This is a genomic window from Piscicoccus intestinalis NBRC 104926 (assembly GCF_001515525.1).
In the GTDB taxonomy this organism is placed as follows: domain Bacteria; phylum Actinomycetota; class Actinomycetes; order Actinomycetales; family Dermatophilaceae; genus Kineosphaera; species Kineosphaera intestinalis.
The window spans coordinates 1-3,105 of the sequence record NZ_BCNQ01000245.1 but is presented as its reverse complement, the minus strand read 5'-3'; the positions used below and the strand labels follow the sequence as shown (position 1 = coordinate 3,105).

Sequence of the window (3,105 nt, the reverse complement as noted above, 5' to 3'; positions counted from 1 at the left end):
CCCGCGCGGGGCTGCCCGCGGTCGCCAGCGCGGCGGTGCGCCACGCCCGCCCCGACCAGGGGGCGACCGTCGACGTGCTCGACGCCGCCCGCCGCCTGACGTTGCTGCACGAGCGGCACGTCGACCGCATCAGTTCGGCCGGGCACATCGCCGACGCCCCGACGATGTTCGCCGCGATGCGTCGGGTGGTCGGGGAGCAGGACGGCGCCGCCGCGCGCCGGCTCCTGCAGCGCACCGGCGAGTTCGCCCGGGAGTGCGCGCAGGATCCGCGCACCGACATCGGCATCGGGTCGGTGCACCTGCCGGAGCCGGCGGCCCTCGGTCTCGCGCCGGGCACCGACTGCCAGGAGGTGCTGGAGCGGCGCTGCCGCGGCGCCATCGCGGGCGCCTACCCCGGCGCCGACAACACACTGTTGCGTGCGGTCAATGCCCGTCTCGACGACGAGCTGGGGGTCGTACGGGCGCTGGGCTATCCGACGTACTTCCTCACGGTCGCCTCGGTGTGCGACCTCATCCGCGACATGGGGGTGCGCTGCGCCGCCCGCGGGTCGGGCGCGGGCAGCCTCATCAACTACCTGCTCGGCATCAGCGGCATCGAGCCGCTGGCGCACGGGCTGCTCATGGAACGGTTCTGCACGCCGCTGCGAGCGGAGCTGCCCGACATCGACGTCGACGTCGAATCCGCCCGCCGCACCGAGGTCTACGAGCGGATCCTGGAGCGCTTCGGCGGCGAGCGGGTGACGTGCGTGTCGATGATGGAGACCTACCGGGTGCGGCACGCCATCCGCGACGTCGGGTCGGCGCTGGGGCTGCCTCCGGTCGAGATCGACGCGATCGCCAAGGCGTTCCCGCACATCCGGGCCCGCGACGCGCGCAGCGCGATCGAGGAGTTGCCCGAGCTCGCCGCGTTCGGGCTGGCCTCGGGCGGCGCGGGCCGCGGCGGGCGGCCGGGCAGCGGGTCGAGCAGTGGGTCGTGCGGCGGGCCGAGCGGCGGGTCGAGCCGGCGCATGGAGGTGCTCTTCGAGCTCGTCGAGCGCCTCGACGGGCTGCCCCGGCACATCGCGCTGCACCCGTGCGGCGTCGTGCTCTCCGACGCCGCGCTGCTCGACCGCACCCCGGTCGAGGCGAGCTGGCTGGGTTTCCCGATGAGTCAGTTCGACAAGGACGACGTCGAGACCCTCGGGCTGCTCAAGCTCGACGTGCTCGGCATCCGCATGCAGTCGGCGATGGCGCACGCCGTCGACGAGGTCGCCCGCGTCACCGGCGAGCGCGTCGACCTCGACGACCGCGCCCAGGTGCCGCTCGACGACGAGGCCACCTTCGACCTCATCCGCTCGACCCGCACGCTGGGCTGCTTCCAGATCGAGAGCCCCGGGCAGCGCGAGCTCATCGGCAAGTTCGCGCCGGAGAGCTTCGACGACATCGTCATCGACATCTCGCTGTTCCGGCCCGGCCCGGTCAAGTCCGACATGATCCGCCCGTTCCTGCAGGCCCGGCAGGGCTGGACCGAGCCCGACGTGCTGCACCCGAGCCTGGCCTACGCGCTCGACCCCACGTGCGGGGTCGTCGTCTTCCACGAGCAGGTGCTCCAGCTCGTCGCGACGACCGCCGGGGTGAGCCTGGCGGAGGCCGACGAGGTGCGCCGCGCGATGGGCACCCATGACGGCCGAGACCGCGTGGAGGCCTGGTGGCGGCCGCGCGCCGCGGCCCGCGGCTACGAACCCGACGACGTCGAACGCATCTGGGAGGTGCTCGCGGCGTTCGCCAGCTTCGGGTTCTGCAAGGCCCACGCGGCCGCGTTCGCGCTGCCGACCTACCAGTCGGCGTGGCTGAAGACCCACCACCCGGCGGCGTTCATCGCCGGAGTGCTCACCCACGACCCGGGCATGTACCCCAAGCGGCTCATCCTCGACGACGCCCGCGGCTTCGGCGTGCCGATCCTCGGGCTCGACGTCAACGACAGCCGCGAGACCTATCGCGTCGAGTGGCTCGGTGGTGTCGGTGGTGGTGGGGCAGGCACCGATGAGGACGGCGCCGATGAGGACGGATCCGATGAGGACGGCGCTGCGGCGGGAGGCGACGGGCCCGGCGCGGGCGCGGTCGGCGGCGTGCTCGGCATCCGGCTGTCGCTGGCCGACGTCAAGGGAGTCAGCGAGGCCGAGATCGCCCGGATCGTCGCCGGTCAGCCGTACGCCGACCTGCCCGACTTCTGGCTGCGCGCGCACGTCTCCCGGCCGGTGGCCGAGCGGCTCGTGCTCGCCGGGGCGTTCGACTCGCTCTACGGTCTCGACTCCGCCGGAGACGGTCTCGGCCGTCGCGGCGGCGTCACCCGCCGCGACCTGCTGCTGCACATCGGCGAGCTGGAACGCTGGTCGGCGTCGCTGCACGGCACCCGCCGCGCCTCCCGGCGCTCGCGACCGAGCACCCGGGCCAAGCCGCTGCCCGCGCCCGAGGGCCTGCCCTCGGGCCGGCCGGGGGAGGCGGACCGGGAGCTGCCGGGCTACCGCTCCGACGTGCGGGCGGCCGCGGCGGCCCAGTCCCGGGCGCCGGCGGCGGTCGAACCCGCGGGCTCCCAGCCGATGCAGCTGCGCCTCGACCTCGGCGACACCCCGCGGCTGACCGCGGGCACCGGTCTGCCGGAGATGACCCGGGCCGAGCGGGTGCACGCCGAGCTCGACATCCTCGGACTCGACGTCAGCGGGCACGTGCTCGACCCGTACGTCCCGATGCTCGCCCAGCTGCCCACCGTGCGCTCGGTCGACCTGCGCGCGGTGCGCAGCCACAGCGACATCTTCGTCGCCGGCGTCAAGGTCGCCACCCAGACCCCACCGGTGCGCTCCGGGCGCCGCGTCGTCTTCCTCACCGTCGAGGACTCCACCGGTCCGGTCGACGCGACGTTCTTCGAAGACGTCCAAGGTCCTTACGCCGCAACGGTCTTCGGGTCCTGGCTGATGCTGGTCAGCGGGCAGGTGCGGCGCACCGGACCGATGGGCGTCTCGCTGCTGGCGACCGGGGCGTGGGAGCTGTCGGCGCTGCTGCACGAGTGGGAGTACGGCGGCATCGAGGCGGTCCGCGCGCTCATCGCGGCCGACCGCGCCGAAGCCG

The 3,105-nt window shown here is 74.2% G+C and carries 1 protein-coding gene; it reads left to right on the top strand.

From position 1 onward, the window contains the following. Positions 1–3,105, top strand: a 3,105-nt coding sequence (locus tag PINTE_RS20760) for a helix-hairpin-helix domain-containing protein (RefSeq protein WP_068434402.1), incomplete at both ends; no start/stop codon positions are given.